Below are 25526 nucleotides of genomic sequence, written 5' to 3' on the forward strand. Positions count from 1 at the left end.
CTGTTTCCCGCTCTTCGCTGTATCTTTCTATTTTTAAAGGAAAAATAGAAAGGATGCCGCTTCGATCAGGGCTAGGGCACTCGTTTTCATGAGAACCAATCGTTTTTTTGTTTTTGTCATTCCGAGGAACGAGGAATCACACTAGTAATTCCGCAAAGAAAATCGCCAATCGTTGTCGAGTTTCGAGTGTGATTCCTCGTTCCTCGGAATGACAAACTTTGTGTAAATCTTTGTCAAAGTTCTAAACTTCGACAAAGATTTATATTTTTAATTCGTGCTAATTCGTGAAATTAGTGTTTTACTTATCCAAATTCTCTAATTCCTCTTTCTTGGTTTTCTTCTTCTCAAAAGTCAAAACCAGCGAAGGTAATACAACCAAGTTCGCAAACATCGCAAAAGCCAAAGTACAAGAGATTAATCCTCCAAGAGCAATAGTTCCGCTAAAGCTTGATAATGTAAAAGTTGCAAAACCTAAAATTAAAACTACAGATGTATAAAAAGTACTGATTCCAGTTTCTCTTAAAGCACTGAATACAGATCTTTTAACTTTTCCGTTGCTTTGCATCAAGTCATGTTTGTATTTTGCCATAAACTGAATTGCATTGTCTACCGAAATTCCAAACGCAATACTAAACACAAGAATAGTTGATGGTTTTAATGGAATTCCGAAATAACCCATTAATCCTGATGTAATGCAAAGTGGTAAGATATTCGTAATCACCGATGCAAAAACCATTTTGAATGATCTGAATAAATACAGCATCAATATAGCGATAACAACAATTGCAAAAATTAGAGATTCAATTAGGTTGTCAACCAAATACGATGTTCCTTTCTGAAAAACCAGTGCTTTTCCGGTAACGGTTACTTCATAACGGTCTTTTGGGAAAATTTCAGCAATTTTATTGTTTAGTTTTTTCTCCACTTTTGCCATTTCATCAGTTCCAATATCTTTCATAAAAGTAGTGATTCGGGCATATTGTCCAGTCGAATCAACGTAAGCTTTCATTAAATTTTCTTTACTGTTTTTGGTCGCATTTTTAGCGTAACTCAAAATAAAAGCCTGTTCCTGAGAAGTCGGTAATTGATAATATTCAGGATTTCCGTTGTAGAAGGCCTGCTTAGAATATTTAACCAAATTAACTATTGAAACCGGTTTTGCCAATTCAGGAATTTCTGCAATTGTATTCTGTAATTCATCCATTTTACGAATGGTCGAAGCCTTCATAACACCTTTTTTCTTTTTGGTGTCAATCATGATTTCAAGCGGCATTACACCATTAAATTCTTTTTCGTAGAATAAAATATCTTTAAAGAAAGAAGCGCTTTTTGGCATTTCGCCAATCAAACTTCCTGAAACTTTCATTTGCGAAACTCCAATTACACTGAAAACCAAAAATAACCCGTAAACAATATATACGTATCTGCGTTTTGTTTTAACTAAATCTTCAACGACATTTAATAAAGTCGAAATGTAAGTTTTAGTCAAATGATATAAATGCTTTTCTTTTGGTAATGGCATAAAACTGTATACAATTGGCACGATTAAAAGTGTCAATAAATACACAGAAATTACGTTGATAGAAGTTACCAGACCAAATTCAAAAAGTAAATCATTTCCAGTAATCATAAACGTTGCAAAACCTATTGCAGTGGTTAAATTGGTCATTAAAGTCGAAACTCCAATTTTTGAAATAACGCGCTGTAAAGCTTTTGCCTGATTGTTGTGTAATTTGATTTCCTGTTGGTATTTATTGATCAGGAAAATACAATTCGTGATTCCGATTACGATAATTAAAGGTGGAATAATAGCTGTTAAAATCGTGATTTTATAATGAAATAATCCTAACGTACCAAAAGACCAGATCACCCCGACAATCAATATACAGATTGAAATGAATGTGGCTCTGAACGAGCGGAAAAAGAAAAAGAAAATCAGTGAAACCGTCAGTAAAGCCGCTCCAATAAAAAGACCGATTTCGCCTTTCATATTATCTGCGTTGATTGTTCTGATGTAGGGCATTCCCGAAACACGAAGATCAATTCCGGTTGTTTTTTCGAATTTATCGATTTTCGGAACCAGATTTTCAAGAATAAACGTTTTTCTTTCAGGAGTATTTACAAGTGCTTTATTAATATAAATTGCTGAGCGGATACTGCCACTTTCTTTATTAAACAGTAAGCCTTCATAAAAGGGTAAATTGTGAAATAAATCGTATTGTACTTTCTTTAAATATTCAGGATCAAGTGCCTTTTTTTGTTCTATAAACGGAGAGAGTACGAATTTTTCATTTACAGTATCTTTCTCCAGTTTCTTTAAGTCGTTTAGAGAAACGACCAAATCAACTTCTTTAGATTTTTTTAAACCTGTCATCAATTCATTCCAGGCTGCATAGTTTTTTGGTGTGAAAAACTTTGGGTCCTGAAAACCAATTACAACCAGATTTCCTTCTTCTCCAAATTTATCCAGGAATTTTTGGTAATCTTTGTTTGCGATATGGTTTTTAGGCAGTAAATTAGCTTCGGTATAGGTCATAGAAAGATTCTTCCATTGGTAACCAAGGAAAATTGTTAATGCTGCGACAATAACCAAAAGCGTAATTCGGTTTTTAAGTATAATTCGGGCCAATTTTTCCCAAAAACCAACTTGAATAGTGTTTTTCATAAAATCTTTAAAAATGGTTGCAAATGTAGTGAAAAGTGCTCAAAATCATAAACAATCGATTGTATTTTACTTTATGTTAACACTAAACTGAAAGCTTTCCTAATGTGATAATTTTCTTGTTTTTGATTATAGAATCAGTAGCTTTTCTCATATTTGCAGTTAATTTTAGAATGAAATAAAAGAATTAGGTTATAAAATGTTGATCAAAATTTTCAGTTTAAAAATAGATTTTCGATTTTAGAATTTAATTTGTTTCCTTTAATAAAAAAATATAGACCACAGACTAAAATGATTATTGGGATTTTAATCTGCAATAATCTCTGAAATCTCTGGCAGAAAAAATTGACACTATGCAGGAAAACAATACTACAACTTTCATTTTTTTAACCATTCTTTTGTTACTTGTTGTTATAATAGGCTTTATGGTTTATTTGCTAATGCAGGCCAGAAAAGCAAAAGATGATGCCGAGAAAAGTTTTTATGCACTTGAAGTAAAAGTTAATGATTTACAGTTAGAGAATTTAGAATCTAAACTCAATCCACATTTATTTAAGAATATTTTAAATTCGATTCAGTCACATGCTTATCAAACTTATTTTGCTTTAGATAAACTGGCCAATGTTCTGGATTATATTTTATACGAAAGCAAAAAGAAATTTGTCACCGCCAAAGAAGAAATTGATTTTGCTTTGAATTTAATCGAAATCAATAAAATTAAAATCAGTCCGCTTTTTGAGCTTAAGATCAAAACAAATATAAACCAGGAAGATAAATTGTACGATCAGCCTTTACTGGCACCATTGATTTCGATTGATTTAATCGAGAATGCATTTAAACACGCCGATCTTCAGAGTGCCGATGCTTTTATCTCGGTCGTTTTTGAATTTAAAGACAATGCCTTTTTTATGACGGTTTCGAATAAAATATCAGATAAAAAAGTTTTAAAAAAGGAACGCAGCGGTTTTGGTCATGCTACTCTTGAGCATCGACTGCGCATCATTTACAAGAATAATTTTAAACTTGATAAGTTTATAGAAAACGATGTTTATATTGCTCATCTAAAAATTGATCTCCTTGAATACAAAACTGAAATGCTTGCTTCTGGACGATGAGCTTCCGGGATTAACTTACCTGAAAATGCTTTGTGAACAAATTCCTGAATTGGAAATTGTAAAAACATATAACAATCCTGAGAAACTTTTGCAGGACATTCCGATATTGGATTTTGATCTGTTAATTTCGGATATCGAAATGCCAGGAATTGACGGACTTCATTTGGCCGAAACATTACAAGGTAAACTTGTTGTTTTTTGTACGGCTTACAAAGAATATGCTGCCGAGGCTTTTAATATAGATGCGGTAGATTATATTACAAAACCGGTAAAACTGGAACGTTTGCAAAAAGCCATTTCTAAAGCAGTTGAGCGGTTTGAAAAGCCGGATGCAGCTAAAAAGTTTATGCAGTTAAACACAGATAAAGGCAAAACGTTATTGTATTTTAATAAGATTCAATACATAAAAACGGCTATAAGTGACAGTCGCGATAAGTCTGTTTTGCTTGTAGACGGGAGTTTCCTAAACTTGAAAAACGTTAAGTTTGATACCCTTTTAAAAGAACTTCCGGAAGCTGATTTTTGTCGTATAAATAAAAAAGAAATCATTTCGGTAAAAGCAATTAAGTTCTTTAATCACAACGAAATTGTATTGCATCATACAGAAGAAAATGCCAAAAATGTGACTTTAATTTTAAGTGAAACCTATCGTTCTGACTTTTTGAAAAAGGTGAAATTATAACTTATTACAAAGTTTTTCCGACTTGTTACATAGATTGAAAATTAGCAGGAAATTTACTTTTTCACTTAAATCTCAGTTCTGATATTTGTGCCAATAAATCAAAAGAACGAGTTATGAATAATCTTAAAAACTCTTTATTTTACGTAACAATTATTGGTGGCTTTACGGCGCTGATATATTGGGTAATTTCAAAAGGTGCTGCATTAGAAGTAGGACGTAATATTGTTAAGAAACAAATAGAAACCAATCATTGGAATGATTTTCTTCATTCGATGGTTGAAAATTTACAGCATCCGTTGGCTATTTTATTAGCGCAAATTGTGACTATTATTCTGGTAGCTCGTTTGTTTGGATGGTTTTTTAGAAAGATAGGACAACCATCTGTAATTGGTGAAATGATTGCCGGTATTGTTTTAGGGCCTTCTTTAGTGGGGATGTATTTTCCGGAATTCTCTGCGGCTTTATTTCCAAAAGAATCTTTAGGGAATTTGCAATTTTTAAGTCAGATTGGTTTGATTCTTTTCATGTTTGTGATTGGAATGGAGCTGGATCTGAAAGTGCTAAAAAATAAAGCGCACGATGCCGTTGTTATTAGTCACGCCAGTATAGTTATTCCGTTTGCTTTGGGATTAACATTGGCTTATTTCATTTATCATACTTTCGCACCAATTGGTGTAGAATTTTCTTCTTTCGGTTTGTTTATGGGAATTGCCATGAGTATAACTGCATTTCCGGTTTTGGCCAGAATTGTTCAGGAAAGAGGAATGCAAAAAACAAAATTGGGAACTATTGCCATAACTTGTGCGGCGGCAGATGATATTACTGCATGGTGTATTCTGGCGGTTGTAATTGCAATTGTAAAAGCAGGATCGTTTACAAGTTCGTTGTATGTTATTGGTCTGGCCATTTTGTATGTAATCATCATGCTAAAAATTGTTCGTCCGTTCCTGAAACGTGTCGGAGATTTAAATTCTACAAGAGAAAGTTTAAATAAACCCGTAGTAGCCATTTTCTTTATTACACTTTTGGTTTCGGCATATGCAGCTGAATTAATCGGTATTCACGCTTTGTTTGGTGCTTTCTTAGCAGGAGCAATTATGCCGGAAAACAATAAATTCAGAAATATATTTATCGAAAAAGTTGAAGATGTTTCTATAATTGTATTGCTTCCTTTATTCTTTGTTTTTACTGGTTTGCGTACACAAATTGGTTTACTGAATGATCCTTATTTATGGAAAATTACAGGATTAATAATTGCTGTTGCAGTTGCAGGTAAATTCTTTGGTAGTGCACTGGCAGCTAAATTTGTTGGTCAAAGCTGGAAAGATAGCTTGGCGATTGGAGCTTTGATGAATACAAGAGGCTTAATGGAGCTTGTTGTCTTGAATATTGGGTATGATCTGGGTGTTTTGTCTACAGAGATTTTTACTATGATGGTAATTATGGCTCTAATTACTACGTTTATGACAGGTCCGGCTTTAGATTTTATTGGTTATATTTTTAAAGATAAAGTAACAGAAGTACCACAGGAAATAGGGAATAAAAGCAAATTTAAAATTCTGCTTTCGTTTGCTACTCCTGAGCGAGGAAAAAAACTGCTTAAAATCGCCAATAGCCTGGTTAAAAAGCAAGGAGATAACTCGATTGTAACAGCGATGCATTTATCTTTAAGTACAGAAATACATTCATTTGATGTAAAAGATCACGAACGTAAAATGTTAGTGCCGGTAATTGAGGAATCGCATCGTTTAAATCAAAACATGTTAAGTATTTTTAAGGTTACAACTGATATTGATACAGAAATTATTGATTCGGCAAATCAGGGAGAATATGATCTGTTATTAGTTGGTTTAGGGCAATCTATTTTTGACGGAACGTTACTTGGAAAGATTCTGGGATTTACCACCCGAATCGTTAATCCGGATCGTTTAATTGATAAGTTTACGGGGAAAGAAGGTTTGTTTGAGAATTCCCCTTTTGATGAAAGAACACGTCATATTATAGCAAAAGCAAAAATGCCGGTTGGGATTTTTATCGATAAAGACTTAGAAGAAGTAAATCAGATTTTCATGCCTGTTTTTAGTAAAGAAGATGCTTTTTTAATTGAATATGCCAAGAAGTTAATTAATAATAATGGTTCGCAGATTACAGTTCTGGATGCAAGCGGAGAAGTGAAGAATACACGTGATATTCAGGAAACTATTCGCTCAATTGAGCAGATTGCACCAAATCATATTATGATTATGCATGACAGAACAATTAAAAAAGAATTCTTAGAAAACCAGAATCTTATGATTATTAGTTTGGAGAGCTGGAAGAAACTAATAGAATCTCAAAGTACATGGCTGAATAATACGCCATCGGTTTTGATTTTGAAACCATAGTTTTTTAGAAATCTCAATATTTTAAATTCCAAATTCCAATTTTCTAATGATTGGAGTTTGGGATTTTTTTATTGGAATTTAATTTATGGAATTTAAATTTTAAAGCCCCAAATCCAGAACATAAGAGATTTTAACAGCAATGTTATCTTCAAATTTCATTAACTGATTGGGTCCATAACGATAAAATCCGCCCAGACCAAAACCTTTAAAGATCTTATTTAGTTCAACTCCCGATTCAAAAAAACCTTTGTCTAAGGTTTTATAATCCGGACCAACATGTTGTTCGGGATTTTCCATATTTCCCCAGGCCATTCTGGTAACTAGAACCAATGATGGACGTACCTTTCTCATGATTTTAATTCGGTCAAATCCATGTTTAATCTGGAAAAATACATATTGACTAGAGAAGAACTCATTAAAAAACATGGTTTCAAAACTGTTTCTTCCGGCAAAAGTAATACGCTGAATAACGGTTTCTTTATTTAAGTTATTTGGCATAGTGTTATACAAATGGGTAATTGGTACATCGCCCATTGCGTAACCACCCTGCAATAGTAAACTTGTTTTTTGACCGTTTAGATATTTTTTTTCATATTCAGTTTTGAAATCTATTTTGCTGAAGGTGAAGTCATTTCCTAAAACATTGGGCAGCGATTGTGTATATTGAAAAGTAAATCTTGGAAATCTTTTATCTGTTTCAGTTCTTCCGGTCGGTGTTTGCATAAAATTGCTAAATGGCGCCCAAACAATTGAAGCCATTGCTGTTGTCATAACATAACTCGAATACAATTGCCCGTTGTAATTAAAAAGATAATCAAATTTTGGTTCTACATATGTCCTTGCCAGTTCGAATACAGCTTCGGTTTTCGGAATAATTTTAGTCTGCACATTCGCTTTCCAGCCAATATATTTATAGAATGTACTAATGTTGATTGGGCGCGGATCATAAATTTTAAAAACACGTTTGTCAACCGCAAATAAAGTACTTGCAATCTCCCGAACATCATCTGTATAAGAAGCGTTCAGCCAGGTGTTGGAGTTTTTATTTAGTAAAACCCCGGAGCCAAAATTGTATTTAAATGCACCGTCTTTTGTTCCGTAAGCTCCATACCCTTCCAGACGGAAGTATTTGGAAAAGCGGTCATTTGTAATGCCACCAAGACCTAATCGAAAACCTTCGTAATTATTATAACTGATTATTTTTTTTAGATCTAGATCAACCGGCCCAAGCGGAAGGTATCCGTTTATAATTTTTCGGCCCAAACCTAAACGTTTTTCAATTCTTTTGCTCAAAGACAAGCTGTCTATTAATTGATATGTTTTTTGACCTTTAAGGTCTAAACTGTCTTTTCTGTACTGATTCCAGAAGCTCTCCGGTTTTTTACTGGCATCGTCTTTAATTTCAATATAAAGCGATGGGTTTTTTATAATTGGATTTGTGTTGTAATGAATGTCAAAATTATTACTCTCTGAAAGTAAATAGGTGAAATCTGAAGCTACTTTTTTTCTGGGTTCATAATCTGCTTCTACATCTCCATCAAACTGAATCGTTCCACCTAAAATTTTTATATCATCATCATTTTTTCCTTTTACAATTTTAAAAGTAGTATTGCTTTGAAACCATATTTTTTCTTCGGGAACATAATTAAATTCATGAATACCACTGATGTCCAAAACACCTTTGATACGCATGACAGCTTTGGCAACTGCAAAGTTTTCCTGATCGATATACAAAACACCTTCAAGACCATTTGATTTTCTTCTGTTTTTGTTTTTAAAGTAAATCATATAAGTATCGCGGCCTTTGATCGATACAGTGTCAAGAAGTTTATAACTGTAATCGGCTGGGGCATTATTGGCAATAGGGCTTTGGTGTTTGGTTTCCAGCAGTTCGTATTTTGCATCATAAACCGAGATAGATTGCAGGTTAAACGCAATAATTTCATAGACGGGTTGTTTGAATCCCGCCATTTTGGTGCCCAGAATGGTTTCTTTTAGTTTGTTGTTTCCAAATTGGTATTGAGAAACTTTTTCGGTTTGAAATAAATGCTGTTTACTGATTATTTCTTTAAACTTATAATCAGATGAATCAATATTGATTTGTCTTTTGTTGAAGTCTTTATAAGCTGCAGATGAGTCAATTCTGCCATCGATTGAGTCAGGATTGGCGGTTACAATAAGTTTATTGTACGTTTTGTATTCAAAACTATTTAGTTTTTTTTGCGGATTGTTTTTGTTTTTAGCTGCTATAACTTTTTTTATAATCGTTAATGCCGGATTTTCATTAGAAACAACAACCTCTTTAAGGTCGTCTGTTTTTTGAGAAAGAGAAATAGCGTAAAATTTTTTATTCTCAGTTGTTGTAATGATTTTGGTTTGAAACCCAATATAAGAAACGGCAAAAGTTATGGCTTTTGATGACGCTTGGAAAACGAATTTTCCATCTACATCAGTAATAGTATTATTACTGTCTGAAGTAGTTATGGTAGCAAAAGGCAGTGGTTTGTTATTTGGATCGGTCACGATTCCGTTTATTTGAAATTGCGCCTGAATACTAAGCGTAAAAAACAAAGTCAATAAACAAAATAGCTTCATACAGAAAGATATAATTTCAAAACGAAAAGTACATGATTTTCGTATGGCAAAAATAAGAATAAAAAAATCCGTCTGGTACAATTTAACCAAACGGATTGTTATTTTATGTTACAAATAATTATACTTTCATGATTTCGGCTTCTTTTGCAGCCAATAATTCATCAATTTTTTTGATATAAGCATTTGTAAGGTTCTGAACTTCTTCTTCTGCAGATTTGCAAATGTCTTCAGAAGTTCCTTCTTTTTCTAGTTTCTTAATATCAGTATTAGCGTCTTTACGTGAGTTACGAATACCGATTTTAGCATCTTCAGCTTCAGATTTTGCTTGTTTTGCCAAATCACGACGACGCTCTTCTGTTAATGGTGGCACGCTAATGATAATAACGTCTCCGTTGTTCATTGGGTTAAAACCAATATTGGCAACCATAATTGCTTTTTCGATTACAGACAACATGTTTTTTTCAAACGGTTGCAAAGTAATTGTTCTGGCATCAGGTACACTAATTTTAGAAACCTGAGAAAGAGGTGTTGCAGATCCGTAGTAATCAACAAAAACACTTCCAAGCATTGCTGGAGAAGCTTTTCCTGCACGAATATTTAGAAATTCTTTCTCTAAATGCGCAATCGAACCATTCATTGATTCTTCAGTACTTTCTAATATGAAATCTATTTCTTCAGTCATTTTGTTTAGATTTTTAGATTTTTAGAAGATTGATTTTTTAAATTTTAAAAAGGGAATCTTCTAATTTACTAACTAATATAATTTTATTTTTTAAGATTATTGAAATTTAGAGCGTCTAATTGTCTAAGAGTCTAATAATCTACGCAGTCTAGATATTTACGACAGTTCCAATGTTTTCGCCATCACAAATTTTCAAAAGATTTCCGATTTTATTCATATCAAAAACTACGATTGGTAATTTGTTTTCCTGACTCAATGTAAAAGCAGTTGTATCCATAACATTTAATCCTTTTTTTAGAACATCATCAAAAGAGATGAAATCGAATTTTACTGCCGAAGCATTTTTTTCAGGATCAGAATCATAAACACCATCAACTCTTGTTCCTTTCAGGATAACATCAGCATTGATTTCGATTCCTCTTAAAACTGCTGCAGTGTCAGTTGTAAAATATGGATTTCCGGTTCCGGCACCAAAAATTACAATTCTTCCTTTTTCAAGATGACGATCTGCTCTTCTTTTAATATAAGGTTCTGCAATAGATTCCATTTTTAGCGCTGTTTGAAGACGTGTTTTCATTCCTTTATCTTCAAGAGCGCCCTGTAATGCCATTCCGTTAATTACAGTTGCAAGCATTCCCATATAATCACCCTGAACTCTGTCCATTCCGGCACTTGCACCAGCAACGCCTCTAAATATATTTCCTCCTCCAATTACAATGGCAATTTCTACTCCTTTACTGTGAATTTGCTTAATTTCATCTGCATATTCGGCTAATCTCTTTGGGTCAATACCATATTGTAAATCACCCATTAGGGCTTCGCCACTAAGTTTTAGAAGAATTCTTTTATATTTCATGTGTGTGTTGCGTTAATTTGTGCAAATATAGACATATTCTGATTTTTTAAAATAGTGTTTACGAAAAATTAATTTGACATTGAAATTAATTTTCGACAGAATTTTAGCAGGTTTTCATTCAAATGTGATAAAAGTCATAATCACGTCATCTAAAAATGATTAAATTTGATAGTACCAAAAAGTAACAAATATGAAAAGCATCGTAGCCAAAGCATTGTTTAATAGTCATTCTTATACTGAATATAGAAAATTAGTAACCGATTTATTGTTAGAAGGAAAATCTACCGGAAATGAACAATCGGAAAGCCTGACAAATTATTCGAAATTAAACGAAACCCGAATGAATCGTTTAGAAAAAACGATAACCATTTCTGAAACTGTAATTTCAAAACTTCAAAATTTAGACAATCATTATATTTGGCTGGTTATTTCTGAAGGCTGGTGCGGAGATGCTGCGCAAATTCTTCCAATTTTAAATAAAATGGCTTTGGCTTCTGATAAAAAAGTTGATCTTCGAATTGTACTTCGTGATGAAAATGAGGAGTTAATGAGTCATTATCTGACTAATGGCGGAAGAGCAATTCCAAAAGTAATTGTAATTTGTAAAGAAGCCGGAATCGTGCGGGCAGATTGGGGACCAAGACCTAAAGGTGCAACCGAATTAATGGAAAAGCATAAAAGAGAAATTGGTCCTATCGATGAAAAAATCAAAACCGATTTGCAATTATGGTATCTTGCTGATAAAGGAATTTCGGTTCAGGAAGAGTTAGTTGAGATAATGGAAAATATTCAATACAACAGATTATAGTGCCATTTTTGTACTAAATGTCTGAAATGAGTTGTTGATAACGTGTTGATAATTAGTAAAATGATGTCTTAAAAAATAGGGCTAAAATTTTTTGCTATAACAAAATTTTGTATCTTAGTAAAAGAATCCCACTTCTATTATTAACTTTCTGATTTACTCTTTTTATTGGTGTCTATTTAATGTTTAACAATTAAAAAATACACTATTATGAAAAAGTTATTCGAAAGATTCTATGATTTCTTTTCTACATTTTTATTTGGAGGGAAAAATGTGCCTCACTACTAACTCAGGATAAGTATGGAATAATTCTACTTTGATTTACGAGCCAGGCACATTACTTTCATTTGTAATGTGCTTTTTTTTATTTTAAACTTTCTTCAAATAAAGTAATATCAATTGCATTTTTAACATCATATTCGCCAATCTTAGTTCGGCGTAAAACGGTTAAATGTGAGCCGGTATTCATTGCTTTTCCAAAATCAAAAGCAAGGGAACGAATGTATGTTCCTTTAGAACAAACTACTCTAAAATCGACCTCAGGTAATGCTATTCGGGTAATTTCAAATTCGTGAATGGTTGTTTTTCTGCTTGCAATTTCTACAGTTTCTCCTGCACGGGCATGCTCATACAAACGAACACCATCTTTTTTGATTGCAGAGAAAATAGGTGGTTTTTGATCGATTTCGCCTAAAAATTGTTTCACAGTTTCGTGAATCAGAGCTTCGTTGATATGTTCTGTTGGGAATGTTTGATCGATTTCGGTTTCCAGATCATACGATGGAGTAGTAGCTCCAATATAAAATGTTCCGGTATATTCTTTTGCCTGTCCCTGAAGTTCAGAAATTCTTTTAGTAAATTTCCCTGTGCAGATTAATAATAGACCAGTTGCTAAAGGATCTAAAGTTCCTGCATGACCAATTTTGAACTTTTTTGGAAGCCCAACTTTATTAATTAAAAGGTATTTTAATTTATTGACAGCCTGAAACGAACTCCATTTTAAAGGTTTGTCAATCAGTAAAACTTGTCCGTTTAAATATTCTTCGGGAGTCATTATATAATGGTAAGCGGGTGAATGAAAAAGTGGATCAACAATAAGATGATTCCGGCAAGAATTCGGTAATAGCCAAAAACTTTAAAACCATTTTTAGTTAAAAAGCCAATAAAAGTTTTGATAGCCAAAAGTGCTACAATAAAAGCTACTATATTTCCAATAATTAATATATTAACTTGATCGTGAGATAGCTCAAATCCTGCTTTATAATAATCATAACATTTTTTTACGGTAGCGCCAAGCATAGTTGGAACTGCAAGAAAAAATGAGAACTCTGCGGCGGTTGTTCTTGATAGTTTTTGAGACATTCCTCCCACAATACTTGCCCCGCTTCGTGAAACTCCGGGAATCATGGCGATACATTGAAATAAACCAATTTTAAAAGCTTGTAAATAGGTGATTTCCTGAGAGTTTTCGGTTGTATTTGGATTGTTGAACCATTCATCAACTTTTAATAAAATCAAACCTCCAATTAAAAGTGAAACAGCAACAGTAACTGGGTTTTCTAATAAACCATCGATAAAATCGCTCAATAATAATCCTAAAACTACAGCTGGAATAAAGGCAACTAGAAGTTTAAAGTAAAAATCAAGCGTTTGAAAGAAACGTTTAAAATATAAAACAACAACCGAAAGTATCGCACCAAGCTGAATAACAATGGTGAAAAGTTTGGTAAAATCTTCGTGCGCAATTCCGAAGAATGAAGAGGCAATGATCATGTGTCCAGTTGAAGAAACAGGTAAAAATTCTGTGATTCCTTCAATAATGGCAAGAACGATAGCTTGTAATGTATTCATTAAATTTAGATTGTTAGATTATTAGACTTCTTAGATGTCAGACTTTTTAAAGCGATTAATCTAATAATCTAAAGATCTAAGTTGTCTAAGCAGTCTAAAGAATTTACTTAGATTTTTTAAAAATAGAATAAATCGTAATTCCAAAACCAATTAAAACAGTGGTAGGAGCTAAACGAATACGTCTAAAACTAAAAACATCTTCATTAAATACATTTGGATCATTACTTCCTCCGCCAGACATTAAAATAAATCCTAATGCAATAACAACAATACCAATCAATAAGATTTTGTAATTGATGCTGTCAAAAAGAAATTCGTGTTTGTCTTGTAGTTCGTTATTATTTTTCATTGTTATTTTTTTATCTTCCTGATAAAGATCAAGTGTTGTTTTTATTTGTGTGCCTGAGCGAAGTCAAAGCTTTTTAGTCTAAAATCAGCAATCTGAAATTAATACAAATCGTCTGTTCTTAAATTAAGGAAACGTTGTGTTGCAAAATGTGTGCTTACCCAGGTAATTAAAACTCCTAATGCAAAAACAGCTAATAAAACCAATCCAATCAAGACTTTGTCTTCCAGGATTCCTAAGCCAGGGAAATTAGTTTCTACATAAAGTAAAAGTGCAATTAATGCAATAATTGCTAATACGGCACCTAACATTCCAAGTTTTATACTACGAGTAACAAAAGGTTTACGAATAAACGATTTTGTAGCACCAACCATTTGCATGGTTTTGATGATAAAACGATTGGAGTGAATTGATAAACGTAGTGAACTATTAATTAATAAAACTGCAATTACAGCCAGAAAACCACTGATGATTAAAATCCACATACTTACTTTTTTGATGTTGTCGTTTACCAGATTTACCAATTGTTTGTCATAAACAATATCTTCAATCATAGTATTCTGACGTAAGTTGCTTTCAATTTTAGAAATACTGTCTCTTTCAACATAATCAGCCTTTAAGTGTATGTCGTACGAATTCAGTAATGGGTTTTCACCAAGAAAAGTCAGGAAATCTTCACCAATGATATCAGTGTGTTCTTTTGCTGCTCTTTCTTTAGAAACATAAACATAAGATTTTGCAAAAGGCGCCCTTTTTAATTCGGTATTAAACGCTTTGATAACACTATCATTAGCCTCATTTTTAAAGAAAACCGTCATTGCGATTTTTTCTTTAAAATCGTTAGCTAGTTTTTTAGAATTAATAATGAATAATCCTAGTACTCCCAATAGGAATAAAACCAGGAAAACACTTAATACTACCGAAAAATAAGAGGAAATTAACCTGCGCTTTTGAAATTTATCAAAGTTAGAACTCATAGTCTGCTTAAATTATGTGGTAAAAATAATAAAGAATTTCTTTATTTAAAGTTATTAACGAACTTTTATAGCATAAAAGTACAATTCCGTATTGAATATAAGATTTTTTTAAGCGTAAAGTATGTAAGGTTTTAAATAAAGTACATCGAGTAAAAAAAATTGCCACAGATTAAAGGATTAAGATGATTTTAAATCGGTGCAAATCCTTTAATTTGTGGCAAAAAACACAAAACTTTGCGTTTTGTACGTTTTGTATTTTAAATATAGCCCATGGTTTCAACCAAGGGTACACAATCATTGTCATACATTATCGCAATCCATATTCCTGTAATTCAATCGTAGGATGCAAAATATATTAATACGTTTCCCGTGGTTGAAACCACGGGCTATGCTCAACAAGAAAATAAAACTATATTGTAAGTTTTAAAATAGATTGAAGAAAAACTTTGCGACTCTGCGACTTTGCGAGCAAAATAAAAGCTGCAAAGACTTTGAATCTTTGCAGCTTTGTTCCTTTGAACCTTAAAAGTTATTTCACCTTATAAACTTCAATACTTTTTAACCAATAAACATGTCTTGGCCCGGTTCTGATATCATTTTTACAAATGGCAATCATTTCGCCATTTTTTAAGGGTACTCCATTTTCTTCAAATAAAACATACGCATTATCTCCTGTTGGATTATTGAAAATTTCTGCCCACGAGAAAGTCGCTTTATAACCATCTGAAGCTCTTTCTACGATATAAAAATTTCTATCTTTATGATCTTCTTGCCTGATTTTAGCTTTTTCCAGAATATCTTTCAAAAGAACAGCTTTGCAAGTTCTGATTTCTCTTTTGATTTCTCCATTTTTACCGGTGATTTTCAGGTTATCGATAGTAATTACTTTCATTTTTTTGAGCGAATCGACTGTTAGTTGCAACGGAAATTCGACCTCACCTTTTACTTCGATTTGGTGATTGACTAATTTTAGACTATCGTTGCCTGAAAGAGTTTCATGTTGATGTTTTTCTGTTTTTGATGTCTTTTCTTTCGGGACAATTTCTTCTTTGTCTTTCTTAGAAGAGTTGCACATTGTAGATGAAAATGCAATCAATAAAATGAGGATGTAATTTTGTGTTTTCATATAAAGAGAATTAAAGAGATTTTTTAATTGTCGATTAAATTTTACCGGTTTCCCAAACCAGCGAAAAATAATACAATCCGCCAATTGATGTTCCCCTCAGGATTGAAATATCAAGGGTTGTTTAAAATATTTGTTCCTCTTAGTTTGGCCGAAGTTCCTTTTTTTGAAACGCTAATTTACCTGAGTATTCATTGAGTAACAAGCAGGAACAGTTCCGCTGACAAAGAAAGAAACATAATCAAAGTTATTTTGATAACGAGTTGTAACACTGGTGTCAATGTTTTTCTAATTCCCGGAAAAGCGCTTTAGGTTTCTTCAATCCAAACGCGTACTTCAATATTATATTTCTTATTTTCTGCCATTTATCTTCGGATAAATAAGTATTAGAGTCTTGCAATAATACGTATTTTTACTTAATTGTAAATACGTAAAATGTTATTTTATTTGTTTGTCAGTGAAATAGCTTTGGTACAATGCGCAATAAATGTAAATTTGCGTCCATAATTAATTTAGTGAAAAGCCTTAGAACCTTAGTCACTTAGAATCTTAGTCACTTAAAATGAAATACAATCCAAACGAAATAGACGCCAAATGGCAGAAATATTGGGCAGAGAATCAAACTTTTGCTGCAAAAAACAATTCTGAAAAACCAAAGCATTATGTTTTAGACATGTTTCCTTATCCGTCTGGAGCAGGACTGCATGTTGGGCATCCGCTAGGGTATATTGCTTCAGATGTTTATTCTCGTTTCAAGAGACATCAGGGATTCAATGTTTTGCACCCAATGGGTTATGATAGTTTTGGATTGCCAGCTGAGCAATATGCAATTCAGACAGGGCAACGTCCGGAAGATACAACGCGTGTAAATATTGACGGTGGAGTAGATAAAGAAGGAAAGCAAATTGCAGGATACAGAAAACAATTAGATAAAATTGGATTTTCATTTGACTGGGCGCGTGAAGTGCGTACGTCAAATCCTGATTATTATAAGCATACACAATGGATTTTTATCCAATTATTTAATTCCTGGTACAATAAAAACACAGACAGAGCTGAAGATGTTTCGACTTTGACTGCCATTTTTGAGAAAGAAGGAAATGCAAACGTAAATGCAGTTTCTGATGATAATATTATTGCTTTTTCGTCAAGTGAATGGAATTCTTTTTCGTCAGATCAACAACAAAAAATCCTTTTGCAATACAGATTGACGTATTTAGCAGAAACCGAGGTAAACTGGTGTCCAGGTTTAGGAACTGTTTTGGCAAATGACGAAATTGTAAACGGAGTTTCTGAGCGTGGAGGCTTTCCTGTTATAAGAAAAAAAATGACACAATGGAGTATGCGAATTTCTGCTTATGCCGAACGCTTGCTTCAAGGTTTAAATGACATTGACTGGAGTGAGTCTATAAAAGAATCTCAAAGAAACTGGATTGGAAAATCAGTTGGTGCAATGGTTACTTTTAATGTGAAAAACCATGACGAAGTAATTGATGTATTTACAACAAGACCTGATACAATCTTTGGAGTTACTTTTATGACTTTGGCGCCAGAACATGATTTGGTGGCTAAAATTACAACTCCAGAGCAAAAAGAAGCTGTTGAAGCTTATATCGAAAAAACGTCAAAACGTTCTGAACGTGAGCGTATGGCCGATGTAAAAACTATATCTGGTGTATTTACAGGAGCTTATGCTGAACATCCTTTTACAAAAGAAGCTATTCCGGTTTGGATTGGAGATTATGTTTTAGCAGGTTATGGTACAGGAGCGGTTATGGCAGTTCCTTGCGGAGACGAAAGAGATTATGCTTTTGCTAATTTCTTTAAAGGTCAGAACGGAATGCAGGAAATAAAAAATATTTTCGCAAATGTCGATATTTCTGAAGCGGCTTATGGATCAAAAGACAATGTTGAAATTGCAAATTCTGATTTCTTAAACGGATTAAATTATAAAGAAGCGACTAAAAAAGCAATTGCTGAATTAGAAAAATTAGGTCAGGGAAAAGGAAGAACAAATTATCGTTTACGTGATGCTGTTTTCTCCCGTCAACGTTATTGGGGTGAACCATTTCCTGTTTATTATGTGAATGGACTTCCTAAAATGATTGATGCACAACACTTGCCAATTATTTTGCCAGAAGTAGAGAAATATTTACCAACAGAAGACGGTCTTCCACCATTAGGAAACGCAGCTGTTTGGGCCTGGGATACAAAACAAAATAAAGTTGTTAATACTGATTTGGTAGACAATGTTTCGATTTTTCCGCTTGAATTGAATACGATGCCAGGATGGGCGGGAAGTTCATGGTATTGGATGCGTTATATGGATGCGCACAATGAAAATGAAATGGCCAGCACAGAGGCGTTGAAATATTGGGAAAGTGTAGATTTATATATTGGAGGAAGCGAACATGCAACAGGACATTTATTGTATTCTCGTTTCTGGAATAAATTCTTAAAAGACAAAGGTTTTGCTCCAACCGAAGAACCATTCAAAAAACTGATTAATCAGGGAATGATTTTAGGAACAACGGCTTATGTTTACAGATTGGAAGGAACAAACACTTTTGTGTCTAAAAATAAATTGAAGGTCAAAATGTACAGCCAATTCGCGTAGATGTTCATTTTGTTAATTCATCGGATGAATTAAATATCGAAAAGTTCAAAGCCTGGAGAGAAGATTTCAATACAGCAGAGTTTATTTTTGATGAAAACGGAAAATACATTGTTGGCCGTGAAGTTGAAAAAATGTCCAAATCATATTACAATGTGGTAACGCCGGATGATATTTGTAATGAATTTGGTGCTGATACATTACGTTTGTATGAAATGTTTTTAGGGCCATTAGAGCAGGCAAAACCTTGGAATACTGCCGGAATTTCGGGAGTTTTTGGTTTCTTGAAAAAATTATGGAGATTGTATTTTGATGACAATGGTTTAATCGTAAACAACGACGAACCAACAAAAGACAACTTAAAATCATTGCATAAAACCATCAAAAAAGTAGCAGAAGATATCGAGAATTTCTCTTTCAATACTTCGGTTTCTCAGTTTATGATTTGTGTTAATGAATTGTCTTCTCAAAATTGTCATTCAAGAGCAATTTTAGAACCGTTAGCAATTTTAGTTTCACCATATGCACCTCATATTGCAGAAGAATTATGGTCGCAGTTAGGACACACAACTTCTATTTCAGAAGTGGCTTTCCCAATTTTTGAGGCAAGTCATTTAGTAGAGACTAATAAAGAATATCCAGTCTCGTTTAATGGAAAAATGCGTTTCACAATCGAATTGCCTTTGGATTTAACCAAAGAACAAATTGAGGAAATTATTATGAAAGACGAAAGAACACAAAAACAATTAGATGGCAGAACGCCAAATAAAGTGATTATTGTTCCTGGGAAAATCATCAACCTTGTAGGGTAATAATTTTAAAATTTCAATATAAAAATTCCAAATTCCAATTTTACGATTGGGGTTTGGGATTTTTTTTGCAGTTTTTTCCGCCACGAATTCACGAATTATTTTTGACAATCTTTGAGAATAAAAATTCGTGAATTGCTTCGCCTGTTCGCTATCGCTCGAGTCGTGGCAGAAAATTACCCGAATCAGTTTGGAATTTGGAATTTTTATATTGGAATTTCCCAAGTAAACATTGGAATTTGGAATTTTTTTATTGAAATTTTCATTTTCGTTGTAACATTTTAATAGTTGCCGTATCAAAAGCATGGATCCGATTTAATTAACAAAATTTATTGCTATTAGAATTTTAACAACTTAAAACTATTAAAAATGAAAAAGTATATCATCTTAATTATCGCATTCTTATTCTCGGCATTATGTTTAAATGTTTTTGCACAAACAAAATCATATCCTTTCGAAGTACTTAAAACCGGAAAAGGAAAACAGTCCATAATTTTTATTCCCGGATTTGCTTCTTCCGGAGAGGTCTGGAATGAAACAAAAACCGCATTCGAAAAAGATTATAGTTGTTACACTCTTACAATGGCAGGTTTCGCCGGAGTAAAGCCACAACCAAATCCATCATTTGAAAATTGGAAAACAGAAATCGCCAATTATATCAAAGAAAATAAAATAGAAAAGCCAATTCTTATCGGTCACAGTATGGGTGGGGGATTGGCGCTTGCTATTGCGGCCGATTATCCGGAATTAATTAAGAAAATTGTGGTGGTAGATGCACTTCCATGCCTGGCTGCGTTAATGGATCCGTCTTTCAAGTCAAAAGAAAATAATGACTGTACTGCAATGACGGATCAGATGACTGGTATGACAGATGCTCAGTTTCTTGAAATGCAGAAAAAAACAATGCCAAGACTTTTAGCAGATGTCTCAAAAATGGATATGGTTGTTGATTGGAGTGTAAAATCAGATAGAAAGACATTTGGTGAAATGTATTGTGATTTTTCAAATACAGATTTGAGAAATAAAATTACAGGTATAAAATGCCCATCATTAATTTTATTAGAATCTTATTTTATAAATTTAAAACCATCAATCGAAGGACAATATAAGAATCTGAAAACAGCAAATTTTCAATATGCAGATAAAGGATTACATTTTATAATGTACGACGATACAGCTTGGTATTTGGCACAGTTAAACACTTTTGTAAAATCGTAAGAATGGAATTTGAAGAAATCTATAAGACTTATTGGGACAGAATATTCAGGCTTTGCATGGGATTTGTAAACGATTATGATGCCGCACAGGATTTGGCTCAGGAAACTTTTATAATTGTATGGCAAAAGCTGGAAACTTTTAGAAACGAATCGGCTATTGGAACCTGGATTTTTAGAATTGCCTCCAATAACTGTCTGAGGCAGATTGAAAAGCAAAAACGCTTTCCAAAATCAGATTTACCAATTCATCTTTTTGAAGAAAAACAACAATCAATAGAGCCACAGATTCAGTTTTTGTATAAATGCATTGCAGAATTGCCTGAAACAGAGCGTATCATTATTTCATTAGAATTAGAAGATGTAAAGCAGGCAGAAATAGCCAGGATTATTGGGCTTTCTGAAGCGAATGTAAGGGTAAAAATTCACAGAATTAAAGAAAAACTGACTCAAAAATTTAAAGAAAATGGACAACGATAACAATATAGATTTTAAAGATTTATGGAAAAGACAATCTGTAAGTCAGCCAGACATGAAAGATTTATTATCAAGAGTAAGTGCGTTTAAAAAAGCAAGTTTAAGAAGTTTGTGGACAGCCAATATTTTACTGTTTTTTACAAGCGTATTTATTATTTTTATTTGGATATACTATCAACCAGAATTTGTTTCGACTAAAATTGGAATTGTATTAACGATTCTGGCAATGGTAATTTATTTGTTTGTTTATAATAAATTATTGATTCCTTACAAAAATATTGATGCAACACAAACCAATCAGGAATATTTGCAGAAACTGATTTTAATTAAAAAGAAACAGCAGCTTATGCAGACCAAAATGATGAGTTTGTATTTTCTGCTACTTGCAACTGGAATTTGTTTGTATATGTATGAATATGCAAGTAGAATGAGTGCTTTGGGAGCAAGTTTGTGTTACGGAATAACATTGACGTGGATGGCTTTTAATTGGTTTTATATCCGCCCAAAGCAAATCAAAAAACAGCAATCTAAACTAGATGCATTAATTGGGAAGTTTAAAGAAGTAAACGATCAATTGTTGTAGAAAACTTTGTTAAGTATTTAGACAGGCGCACTTTGATGCGTCTTTTTTATTTTGAACGGATTCTGTTTTGCTGTCTTAATTGCTGTTTTTGGTGTCAAAATGTCATTTTTTGAGTTTGGTTCAGAAATTGCGGTTTGTTTTGTGAATTTAAAAATCAATCTAAAAACATTTAAATATGGGAAGTGGATATTTAATAATTGCCGGAGCTATAATGTTGTTTAGCTGGCTGGTAAGTTCAAAACTAAAAAGTAAATTCGAATTATATTCTAAACTGCAATTACGAAACGGAATGAGCGGTGCAGAAATCGCTGAAAAAATGCTTGCAGATAATGGTATTACAGATGTTCGTGTAATCTCGACTCCGGGACAGTTAACAGATCATTATAATCCGTCTGATAAAACGGTGAATTTAAGTGAAGCGGTTTACAATCATCGTAATGCAGCGGCAGCTGCAGTAGCGGCTCATGAATGCGGACATGCTGTACAACATGCAATTGGTTATGAATGGCTGACAATGCGTTCAAAATTGGTTCCAATTGTAAGCGTTGCGTCAAATTATGTACAATGGATTTTGATTGCCGGAATTCTAATGATTAAAACTTTTCCTCAGTTATTATTAATAGGAATTGTAATTTTTGCTGCAACAACTTTGTTTTCGATTATTACTTTGCCGGTAGAATACGATGCGAGCAACAGAGCCTTGGCTTGGCTTGAAAATAAACATATGCTGACACAACAGGAGCAAGCAGGAGCAAAAGACGCTTTAAAATGGGCTGCACGAACTTATGTTGTGGCTGCGATTGGCTCTATAGCAACGTTGTTGTACTATATCTCGATTTATTCGGGGAACAGGAGAAACTAATTTGATAATTAGAAAATTAGCCAATTAGATAATTTATAGCAAACCCGACAGGTTTTTAAAACCTGTCGGGTTTTTGGCTTTTTATAAGTTAGTGTATTTTGAAATAATAAATAACAAAATCCATATTGCTATTACAATAAAAATACTGTTTTGGTACTGCCTCTCCTCTGATTTGTAAAGTTTGAAAATAAGGATTAAAACATAAATTATACTGATAGGAATTGAAAGTAGCAGCAATAATCCTCCCACACCGGGTGTGCAAGGTCCGCCTCGATCAATTTTATTCAGAATGAATGTCGCTGTAAAATATATTATGAAAAATAGTATTGTTTTTAATTCAGTCCGAATATTTGTCATGCGTTATTGGTTTTTTAATCGAGTATGTATTTTAATAAAATATAAAATATGACCCATATTGCAGTTACCATAAATAATGCATTTACATAATTTCTATTTCCAGATTTAAAAAATTTATAAAGTAAAAACATGCTGTAAATTATGCTCGCCGGAATTGACAATAAGAAAAATATATCACTAAGATTTGGGCCATGTGGACTACCAGTTGGCTGAAATGTTCTTATAAGGATATAAAATATATAAAAGGCAATAAACAACAGTATTGTTTTAATTTCAGGTCTAATGTTTTTCATTAAATGGAATTATCTAATTATCAAATTGACACATTCTCTAATTCTAAAGTTGAATTTGTCTGTCAATCTGCTGATCCAACGATATAAAAGTTTCGGTTCTCGAAACGCCTTCTATGGCTTGAATTTTGGTATTTAAAAGTTGCATTAGATGTTCGTTGTCGCGACAGATGATTTTGATCAGTACAGACCAGTTTCCGGTTGTGTAATGGCATTCCAGAACTTCGGGTATTTTTCTAAGATCTTTTACGGCTTCAGAGTTTCGGGAAGCTTTGTCCAGATAAACGCCAACAAACGCCATAGTGTTGTAGCCAAGAACTTTTGGATTTACAGTAAACTTAGAACCGGAAATAACGCCAGATTGTTCCAGTTTTTTTAAACGCTGGTGAATTGCGGCTCCCGATATTCCAATTTTATTGGCTATTTGCAGAATTGGTTTTCGGGCATCTTCCATTAAGTAACGTAGAATTTCTTTGTCGATGCCGTCAATTTCAATTATTAGAGAATTGATTTTCATAACTTGTAATTTGAAACTGTTTTGAGCGATTTGGGTTTAGAATAGAAATCAAATGTAGTTAAAATGGAATGAAAATGAAAATTTCAATATTGAAATTCCAAATTCCAATTTTTATTGGATTTGTTAATTAGAGGAAATTCTGAAAAAAAAGTATAGCCCATGGTTTCAACCATGGGAAACGGAAAGAGGAAAGAAATGATTAAAAACAAAAAATCCAAATCCCAAGTGATTAGTTTGGAATTTGGATTTTTAAAAATTGTATATTTTTTTCTTAGGTTTATTTTCCTTTGTTTGCTTCGGCTATGTATTTTTCAAGCGCCATTGTCATAGAAGGTGTTTCTGGTGTTGGAGCAAGAATATCAATTCTTAAACCATGATCTAATGCTTCTTTTTGAGTTGTGCTTCCAAATACTGCTATTCGGGTATTGTTTTGTTTAAAATCAGGGAAATTTTTAAACAATGATTTAATTCCAGTTGGGCTAAAGAACGCTAATACATCATAATACACATCAGCCAAGTCAGACAGGTCGCTCATTACAGTTTTGTAAAAAACAGCTTGTGCCCAATCTACTTTTAAGTTGTTCAGTGTTATCGGTGCGTCTGCGTTTAATTGATCAGATGCTGGTAACAAGAACTTCTCGTCTTTGTATTTTTTAATAAGAGGTGATAAGTCTGCAAAATCTTTTGCTCCTACATAGATTTTACGTTTTCTGTACACTACATATTTTTGCAGGTAAAACGCAACTGCTTCAGATTGACAAAAATATTTCAATCCTTCAGGAACTTTGTAACGCATTTCATCAGCCACTCTAAAAAAATGATCTACAGCATTTCGACTTGTTAAAATGATCGCAGTATAATGATTAAGATCGATTTTTTGTAATCGAATCTCTTTTGCGCTAACCCCTTCCACATGAATAAATGGTCTGAAATCAATTTTTATTTTGTGTTTTTGTTGGAGCTCAAAGTAAGGAGAATTCTCCACTTTAGGTTCAGGCTGTGACACCAAAATTGTTTTCACTTTCATATTATAAATATTTTCTAAGCACTCCCTTTTGTTATCCAGTAATAAAGAAAATAATAAGGGGCTATTTCAAGAGCGCAAAGATATAAAATAAAATAAAACAACTTACTGATTATTGCATTTTGATACGTTTTAATTGAAATAAAATATGAGTATACGCTGATACACAGTGAAATGGCTATAATTGCAAGCGGTATACTTTTTGGAATTCCATCATAATAAAACAAAACTGCATTGATAGGCAGGATTAAAACACCAATATAAGTTCTGTAAGTAACTTTTTGTAAGTTAAAAAGGTCAACAAACTCATCAATGTTGAATGAAGTTGCGACAATTTTTTCTACTAGATATTTTGCTAAAATAAAGTATAACAGTATTGTTGCGATCTGAATAAATAAAACCCAGTCGGTTTTGGAGGCATATCCAAAAACACTCATGCTTAACTGAATGAAAAAAGCAAATGAAACAATCTGCACAAAAAACAAACCAACAGTAAAACTGCTTTTCATGTGGTTGTTATCGCGATAGATTTTGGCATATTTATCTGAAAAAATAAGTTTGCTGAATTCGCTAAATCGAGTTTCATAGGCTGATTTTGTCATTGCGACAACAGCAAAAGTGATCACAAATAAAAGTGTGGCCCAATCTTTATTTTCTAGTATTCTGGGGGTAAGTTGTTCAATCATAACGATACAAAATTA

At 33.0% G+C, this 25526-nt stretch carries 20 protein-coding genes and 1 pseudogene; 9 read left to right on the plus strand and 12 right to left on the minus strand.

The features are described from left to right. Positions 1–298: 298 nt before the first annotated feature. Positions 299–2665, minus strand: coding sequence for an efflux RND transporter permease subunit (locus OLM51_RS04590; RefSeq protein ID WP_264553220.1), 2367 nt, complete (start codon positions 2663–2665; stop codon positions 299–301). Between the two features lie 350 nt (positions 2666–3015). Between OLM51_RS04590 and OLM51_RS04595 the strand changes: the two genes are divergently transcribed. The 3 genes from OLM51_RS04595 to OLM51_RS04605 all read left to right on the plus strand — a co-directional run bounded on the left by OLM51_RS04595 (position 3016) and on the right by OLM51_RS04605 (position 6843). After that, on the plus strand, positions 3016–3777 hold the full coding sequence (locus OLM51_RS04595; protein ID WP_264553221.1) for a sensor histidine kinase: 762 nt from the start codon (positions 3016–3018) through the stop codon (positions 3775–3777). Continuing rightward, positions 3740–4459 (plus strand): LytR/AlgR family response regulator transcription factor, encoded by a 720-nt coding sequence (locus OLM51_RS04600; protein ID WP_264553222.1) that lies wholly within the window; start codon positions 3740–3742, stop codon positions 4457–4459. Before OLM51_RS04595 ends, OLM51_RS04600 begins: the two co-directional genes overlap by 38 nt. A 113-nt stretch (positions 4460–4572) precedes the next feature. Continuing rightward, on the plus strand, positions 4573–6843 hold the full coding sequence (locus OLM51_RS04605) for a cation:proton antiporter (RefSeq protein WP_264553223.1): 2271 nt from the start codon (positions 4573–4575) through the stop codon (positions 6841–6843). A 99-nt stretch (positions 6844–6942) separates the two neighbouring features. On the opposite strand, the gene OLM51_RS04610 is transcribed toward OLM51_RS04605, so the two are convergent. The 3 genes from OLM51_RS04610 to pyrH form a co-directional block, all read right to left on the minus strand. Next, on the minus strand, positions 6943–9438 hold the full coding sequence (locus tag OLM51_RS04610; protein ID WP_264553224.1) for a DUF5686 and carboxypeptidase regulatory-like domain-containing protein: 2496 nt from the start codon (positions 9436–9438) through the stop codon (positions 6943–6945). A 118-nt stretch (positions 9439–9556) separates the two neighbouring features. After that, positions 9557–10120: a ribosome recycling factor gene (gene frr / locus OLM51_RS04615; protein WP_264553225.1), complete on the minus strand. Its 564-nt coding sequence runs from the start codon at positions 10118–10120 to the stop codon at positions 9557–9559. Positions 10121–10268: 148 nt separating this feature from the next. Next, on the minus strand, positions 10269–10976 hold the full coding sequence (pyrH, locus tag OLM51_RS04620) for a UMP kinase (RefSeq protein WP_264553226.1): 708 nt from the start codon (positions 10974–10976) through the stop codon (positions 10269–10271). A 190-nt stretch (positions 10977–11166) separates the two neighbouring features. Here pyrH and OLM51_RS04625 point away from each other — a divergent pair, with 190 nt between their 5' ends. Continuing rightward, positions 11167–11784 (plus strand): thioredoxin family protein, encoded by a 618-nt coding sequence (locus tag OLM51_RS04625; RefSeq protein WP_264553227.1) that lies wholly within the window; start codon positions 11167–11169, stop codon positions 11782–11784. Between the two features lie 361 nt (positions 11785–12145). Here the strand turns inward: OLM51_RS04625 and truB are convergent, their stop codons facing one another. From truB to OLM51_RS04650, 5 genes are all read right to left on the minus strand, one after another. Then, complete coding sequence (gene truB, locus OLM51_RS04630; protein ID WP_264553228.1) at positions 12146–12835, minus strand: tRNA pseudouridine(55) synthase TruB; 690 nt, start codon at positions 12833–12835, stop codon at positions 12146–12148. Next, the gene (locus OLM51_RS04635) at positions 12835–13632 is read right to left on the minus strand and encodes an undecaprenyl-diphosphate phosphatase (protein WP_264553229.1); all 798 of its coding nucleotides are present in this window, start codon (positions 13630–13632) and stop codon (positions 12835–12837) included. The genes truB and OLM51_RS04635 overlap by 1 nt, the downstream gene beginning before the upstream one ends. Before the next feature lie 103 nt (positions 13633–13735). Further along, positions 13736–13981, minus strand: a complete 246-nt coding sequence (locus OLM51_RS04640) for a DUF3098 domain-containing protein (RefSeq protein WP_264553230.1) — start codon at positions 13979–13981, stop codon at positions 13736–13738. Between the two features lie 98 nt (positions 13982–14079). Further along, positions 14080–14955, minus strand: coding sequence for a cell division protein FtsX (locus OLM51_RS04645; protein WP_264553231.1), 876 nt, complete (start codon positions 14953–14955; stop codon positions 14080–14082). 529 nt (positions 14956–15484) lie between these two features. Beyond that, a complete protein-coding gene (locus OLM51_RS04650) occupies positions 15485–16081 on the minus strand; it encodes a hypothetical protein (RefSeq protein ID WP_264553232.1) in 597 nt (198 codons plus the stop codon). A 559-nt stretch (positions 16082–16640) separates the two neighbouring features. Here OLM51_RS04650 and leuS point away from each other — a divergent pair. The 5 genes and pseudogenes from leuS (at position 16641) to OLM51_RS04685 (ending at position 22637) form a co-directional block, all read left to right on the plus strand. Further along, positions 16641–19504 (plus strand): annotated as a pseudogene (gene leuS, locus OLM51_RS20430) (leucine--tRNA ligase). Positions 19505–19870: 366 nt separating this feature from the next. After that, positions 19871–20719 (plus strand): alpha/beta fold hydrolase, encoded by an 849-nt coding sequence (locus tag OLM51_RS04670; RefSeq protein ID WP_264553234.1) that lies wholly within the window; start codon positions 19871–19873, stop codon positions 20717–20719. 2 nt (positions 20720–20721) lie between these two features. Then, positions 20722–21195: an RNA polymerase sigma factor gene (locus OLM51_RS04675; RefSeq protein ID WP_264553235.1), complete on the plus strand. Its 474-nt coding sequence runs from the start codon at positions 20722–20724 to the stop codon at positions 21193–21195. After that, a complete protein-coding gene (locus OLM51_RS04680) occupies positions 21182–21775 on the plus strand; it encodes a hypothetical protein (RefSeq protein ID WP_264553236.1) in 594 nt (197 codons plus the stop codon). Before OLM51_RS04675 ends, OLM51_RS04680 begins: the two co-directional genes overlap by 14 nt. A 175-nt stretch (positions 21776–21950) precedes the next feature. Further along, a complete protein-coding gene (locus OLM51_RS04685; RefSeq protein ID WP_264553237.1) occupies positions 21951–22637 on the plus strand; it encodes a zinc metallopeptidase in 687 nt (228 codons plus the stop codon). Between the two features lie 693 nt (positions 22638–23330). Here OLM51_RS04685 and OLM51_RS04690 read toward each other — a convergent pair. The 3 genes from OLM51_RS04690 to OLM51_RS04700 form a co-directional block, all read right to left on the minus strand. Then, complete coding sequence (locus OLM51_RS04690) at positions 23331–23801, minus strand: Lrp/AsnC family transcriptional regulator (protein WP_264553238.1); 471 nt, start codon at positions 23799–23801, stop codon at positions 23331–23333. Between the two features lie 277 nt (positions 23802–24078). Then, positions 24079–24828, minus strand: a complete 750-nt coding sequence (locus tag OLM51_RS04695; RefSeq protein WP_264553239.1) for a uroporphyrinogen-III synthase — start codon at positions 24826–24828, stop codon at positions 24079–24081. A gap of 14 nt (positions 24829–24842) precedes the next feature. Next, positions 24843–25511, minus strand: coding sequence for a DUF4271 domain-containing protein (locus OLM51_RS04700; RefSeq protein WP_264553240.1), 669 nt, complete (start codon positions 25509–25511; stop codon positions 24843–24845). Between the last annotated feature and the right edge of the window lie 15 nt (positions 25512–25526).

It is taken from the genome of Flavobacterium sp. N2038 (assembly GCF_025947185.1).
Lineage (GTDB): Bacteria > Bacteroidota > Bacteroidia > Flavobacteriales > Flavobacteriaceae > Flavobacterium.

Coding starts and splice junctions, on each gene's coding strand:
- OLM51_RS04675 (WP_264553235.1), top strand. CDS start 20,722: ATGGAATTTGAAGAAATCTATAAGACTTATTGGGACAGAATATTCAGG.
- OLM51_RS04625 (WP_264553227.1), top strand. CDS start 11,167: ATGAAAAGCATCGTAGCCAAAGCATTGTTTAATAGTCATTCTTATACT.
- frr (WP_264553225.1), bottom strand. CDS start 10,120: ATGACTGAAGAAATAGATTTCATATTAGAAAGTACTGAAGAATCAATG.
- truB (WP_264553228.1), bottom strand. CDS start 12,835: ATGACTCCCGAAGAATATTTAAACGGACAAGTTTTACTGATTGACAAA.
- OLM51_RS04650 (WP_264553232.1), bottom strand. CDS start 16,081: ATGAAAACACAAAATTACATCCTCATTTTATTGATTGCATTTTCATCT.
- pyrH (WP_264553226.1), bottom strand. CDS start 10,976: ATGAAATATAAAAGAATTCTTCTAAAACTTAGTGGCGAAGCCCTAATG.
- OLM51_RS04610 (WP_264553224.1), bottom strand. CDS start 9,438: ATGAAGCTATTTTGTTTATTGACTTTGTTTTTTACGCTTAGTATTCAG.
- OLM51_RS04645 (WP_264553231.1), bottom strand. CDS start 14,955: ATGAGTTCTAACTTTGATAAATTTCAAAAGCGCAGGTTAATTTCCTCT.
- OLM51_RS04640 (WP_264553230.1), bottom strand. CDS start 13,981: ATGAAAAATAATAACGAACTACAAGACAAACACGAATTTCTTTTTGAC.
- OLM51_RS04685 (WP_264553237.1), top strand. CDS start 21,951: ATGGGAAGTGGATATTTAATAATTGCCGGAGCTATAATGTTGTTTAGC.
- OLM51_RS04680 (WP_264553236.1), top strand. CDS start 21,182: ATGGACAACGATAACAATATAGATTTTAAAGATTTATGGAAAAGACAA.
- OLM51_RS04595 (WP_264553221.1), top strand. CDS start 3,016: ATGCAGGAAAACAATACTACAACTTTCATTTTTTTAACCATTCTTTTG.
- OLM51_RS04635 (WP_264553229.1), bottom strand. CDS start 13,632: ATGAATACATTACAAGCTATCGTTCTTGCCATTATTGAAGGAATCACA.
- OLM51_RS04670 (WP_264553234.1), top strand. CDS start 19,871: ATGAAAAAGTATATCATCTTAATTATCGCATTCTTATTCTCGGCATTA.
- OLM51_RS04700 (WP_264553240.1), bottom strand. CDS start 25,511: ATGATTGAACAACTTACCCCCAGAATACTAGAAAATAAAGATTGGGCC.
- OLM51_RS04605 (WP_264553223.1), top strand. CDS start 4,573: ATGAATAATCTTAAAAACTCTTTATTTTACGTAACAATTATTGGTGGC.
- OLM51_RS04590 (WP_264553220.1), bottom strand. CDS start 2,665: ATGAAAAACACTATTCAAGTTGGTTTTTGGGAAAAATTGGCCCGAATT.
- OLM51_RS04690 (WP_264553238.1), bottom strand. CDS start 23,801: ATGAAAATCAATTCTCTAATAATTGAAATTGACGGCATCGACAAAGAA.
- OLM51_RS04695 (WP_264553239.1), bottom strand. CDS start 24,828: ATGAAAGTGAAAACAATTTTGGTGTCACAGCCTGAACCTAAAGTGGAG.